At 34.3% G+C, this 4,218-nt stretch carries 2 protein-coding genes; both read left to right on the top strand.

Annotation, left to right across the window (positions count from 1 at the left end; all coding sequences use genetic code 11):
- Positions 1-130 precede the first annotated feature (130 nt).
- Complete coding sequence (pckA, locus tag QZZ51_RS16245) at positions 131-1,708, top strand: phosphoenolpyruvate carboxykinase (ATP) (RefSeq protein ID WP_291871597.1); 1,578 nt, start codon at positions 131-133, stop codon at positions 1,706-1,708.
- A 121-nt stretch (positions 1,709-1,829) separates the two neighbouring features.
- Positions 1,830-4,097, top strand: coding sequence for an acyl-CoA dehydrogenase (locus QZZ51_RS16250; protein ID WP_291871600.1), 2,268 nt, complete (start codon positions 1,830-1,832; stop codon positions 4,095-4,097).
- The last annotated feature ends 121 nt before the right edge of the window (positions 4,098-4,218 follow it).

Here is a 4,218-nt window from a genome sequence, read left to right on the forward strand (position 1 = left end):
TTACAATTACATCGTTATAGTTGACCAACCAGCGACAAACCTGACATTTGTCATCTTTTTTATTTACAATAATAGCATCCTTTGTATAGAATTATTAACAACATCAAATACCAATTTTAAAATAAAAATAATGGCAACAAAATTTGATTTACACCAGTACGGAATTGAAACCGAAAAAATTTATAGAAACAGCAGTGTTCCTGTATTGTATGAACTAGGATTAAGATTAGAAAAGGGAACTGCTATTTCTGATGTAGGTGCGTTAATGACATTCTCAGGAGAAAAAACAGGACGTAGTCCAAAGGATAAGCGTATCGTAAGACACCCAGATTCTGAAAAAAATATTGATTGGGGAGATATTAACATGGGCTTAGATGAGCACACCTTTATGGTAAACCACGAAAGAGCTCTTGATTATTTAAATACTCGCGAACACTTATTTGTAGTTGACGCTTACGCAGGATGGGATCCAAACTATAGAATCAAAACCAGAATCGTTTGTACAAGAGCCTACCATGCATTGTTCATGCAGAACATGTTGATTATGCCAACAGAAGAAGAATTAGCTAATTTTGGTGAGCCTGATTACGTGATTTTCAACGCAGGTCAGTTCCCAGCTAACCGTTACACTTCTGAAATGACTTCTAAAACCAGTGTTGATTTAAACTTAGAACGTAAGGAAATCGTTATTTTAGGTTCAGAATATGCTGGTGAAATGAAAAAAGGTATTTTCTCTGTAATGAACTACTTAATGCCATTGCAAGATGTATTACCAATGCACTGTTCTGCTAACGTAGGTGAAGAAGGAGATGTGTCTATCTTATTTGGCCTTTCTGGAACTGGTAAAACGACTTTAAGTGCGGATCCAAAACGTAAGTTGATTGGTGATGATGAGCATTGCTGGACTAATGAAGGAACATTTAATATTGAAGGTGGATGTTATGCAAAAGCAATTGATTTAACTCCTGAAAATGAGCCTGACATTTACAATGCCATCCGTTTTGGAACGGTTTTGGAAAATGTAGTTTATGACAAAAATTCAAGAAAAGTTGATTACACAGATATTTCAATAACCGAAAACACTAGGGCTTCATATCCAATCAATTTTATTGATAACGTACAAATTCCTTGTGTTGCTGGCCATCCTACAAATGTAATATTTCTTACTTGTGATGCTTTTGGTGTATTGCCTCCAGTAAGTAAACTTACTCCTGAACAAGCTAGTTATCACTTTATTTCTGGTTATACTGCAAAGATGGCAGGTACCGAGATGGGCATTACAGAACCAACTCCTAACTTTAGTGCATGTTTCGGAGCAGCATTCATGATGTGGCACCCTAACAAATATGCTGAATTACTAGCTCAAAAAATAAAAGGACACAAAGTTAATGCTTGGCTTGTAAACACAGGATGGAATGGTAGTGGTTCTCGTATGAAACTAAAGCATACAAGAGCTATGATTGATGCAATTCACCATGGTAGTTTTGACAACGTAACTTACGTTAAGGACGAAGAATTTGGTTTTCAAATTCCAACAGAATGTCCAGGCGTTCCTAGTGAAGTTTTAGTGCCAATTAATACTTGGGATGATAAAGAAAAATATGCTGCAACTAAAAACAAGCTAATTTCTTTATTCGCAGAAAACTTTAAACAATTTCAAGATGGAGTGAATCCTGAAATTTTAGCAGCTGGTCCTAAAGCACTTTAATTAGCTTAATACCATTAAATTATTTTTAGCAACCCCGATTACAAAAGTAATCGGGGTTGCTTTTTTTATGATTCAGTTTTTAGCATAAATTATTTACAAATAATAATTGTAAATTCATTTTATGGAAAAAATTCAATATTCTAAAACTATACTACAGTACCTACCCATTTTTTATGTTATTTGGTCCGATGATTTACTTTCTGCTTCCGAAATCAATGTTGTTAAAACTACTATTACAAAGGATAACACATTAACCCACACAGATAAAAAAACATTAAATACGTGGTTAAACAAAGAACAACCGCCAAAAAATAAGGAATTTAAATCTTGGAAAACATTAATCGATTTATCTAAAATCCAATTGGTTGAAAATGATTCTTTTCCTTTGACATTATTTAGTCATAAAATTTGCAATATATATTACAAGGATTGCCCTGTTAATGAATCTTTAATACATATTGAAACTAATTTAGGGCTACAACCCAATCACTACAACCATCTATTTTCTACACTAAGAAATACTTCATTTAATTCCAGAGAATACAACTCCAAAATAATAGATTCTTTATTAAAAGGAAAGCAGGCAAAAGTCGTAGATGATTTCAGAAAAGAACTTTCCTCTCCTATATTTCAAGGCACTATAGATAGAGATAAATCTATGCATCGAAAAAAAGTACTAGAGCAAGTATCTTTTTTAGGAAAACAAGGCTATGGCGCTATGGCATACCCAAAGGAATTTGGCGGAAGTAACAACATGGAAGGCTATGCTGCCATTTTCGAAAGCATGATGTATATAGATGGTAGTATGGCTATAAAATTCGGAGTACAATTTGGTCTTTTCGGAGGTAGCATTCAAAAATTAGGCACTGAAAAACATTATAAAAAGTATTTAGAAAAAACTGGAAAAGCGGAGTTACTAGGTTGCTTTGCTATGACAGAAACGGGGCATGGATCTAATGTTCGTGGCATAAAAACTACCGCCACATATGACCAAGAATTAGACCAAATAATAATTCATACTCCTGGAAAACTTGACAATAAAGAATATATAGGCAATGCTCTTGATTCTACAATGGCTTCTGTTTTTGCTCAATTAATAGTAAATGGAAAAAATGAAGGCGTACACGCCATTCTTGTTCCCTTACGAGACGACAATCATACATTATTTCCTGGGATAAAAATAGAAGACAACGGATATAAATTAGGCCTTAATGGAGTCGATAATGGCAAAATATGGTTTAACCAAGTTGCTGTTCCTAAAGAAAATTTATTAAACAAATATGGCTCTATTGATGCGGAAGGAAAATATTACTCCGAGATAAAAAACCCAAATAAACGTTTCTTTACTATGCTTGGCACTTTAGTTGGAGGACGAATTTGCGTAGCAAGAGCAGGGCTAGGTGGCGCAAAAAAATCTTTAACCATTGCCATAAAACATGCTTTACAAAGGAGGCAATTTAATGACAATAAAAAAGCACAAGAAGATTTATTAATGGATTACCCCACGCACCAATTACGTTTAATTCCGTTAGTAGCCAGTGCATATGTGTATCATATTACTTTAGACGATATGATGATGCAGTATTGTGATGATAGTATAGTGGACAAAAGAAAAATAGAAACCCAAGCAGCAGGATTAAAAGCTGTTATTACTTGGTATGCCAATAATGCAATTCAAGAATGTAGAGAAGCCTGTGGTGGCAAAGGGTATTTATTAGAGAACACTATTGGTGACTTAAAGAATGATGTAGATATTTTTACCACTTTTGAAGGAGATAACAATGTACTATTACAATTGGCCGCTAAGGGCGTTTTATCAGAGTTTAAATCGGAATTTAATAGTGCAGGGTTCACTTCTGTTTTAAAGCTATTGAGCGTACAGATCAATGATAAAATTACCAGTATAAATCCTATATACACGAGTAAAGTAGATACAGAGCATTTGTACGACTCTAATTTTCATTTACACGCACTAGAGTACCGAACACGTAGACTAACCTATAGTGTTGCTATGCGGATACGAGAATATATTAAAAAAGGAATGCCTTCTTACCAAGCATTTTTAAAAGTACAAACACATTTACTAGCTCTTGGAAAAGCATATAGTACAGCCTTAGCTTATGAGAAATTCCATTCCTATACGAACCAAATACAGGAGGAAAAATATCAGCATTTATTTAAAAAAATTGGTGCATTATACGCCTTACAAGAAATAAGGCAAGATGCTAGCTGGTATTTAGAGCAAGGTTATATTAGCGGAACTAAATCCAAAGCTATAAGACAAAGGGTAGAGCGCTTATGCACAGAGCTAAGACCACATATTAATGTATTAATAGATAGCTTTGGAATTCCGGAACATTGCTTAAATGCCCCTATTGCAAAAAACTAATGACCGCATCCAGTATTTTGTTTAAATGAACCACTATGGACTTAAAGTCCATAGTTTCTGGCTGGTGACTTAAAGTCACCCAAAGGTCATCGTTCCAATATGAAATTTGTGTTTTCTCCAT

Source organism: Maribacter sp. (genome assembly GCF_016744255.1).
GTDB lineage: Bacteria > Bacteroidota > Bacteroidia > Flavobacteriales > Flavobacteriaceae > Maribacter_B.

Excerpts from the sequence above, each read along its gene's own strand:
- pckA (WP_291871597.1), top strand. The coding sequence starts at position 131 with ATGGCAACAAAATTTGATTTACACCAGTACGGAATTGAAACCGAAAAA.
- QZZ51_RS16250 (WP_291871600.1), top strand. The coding sequence starts at position 1,830 with ATGGAAAAAATTCAATATTCTAAAACTATACTACAGTACCTACCCATT.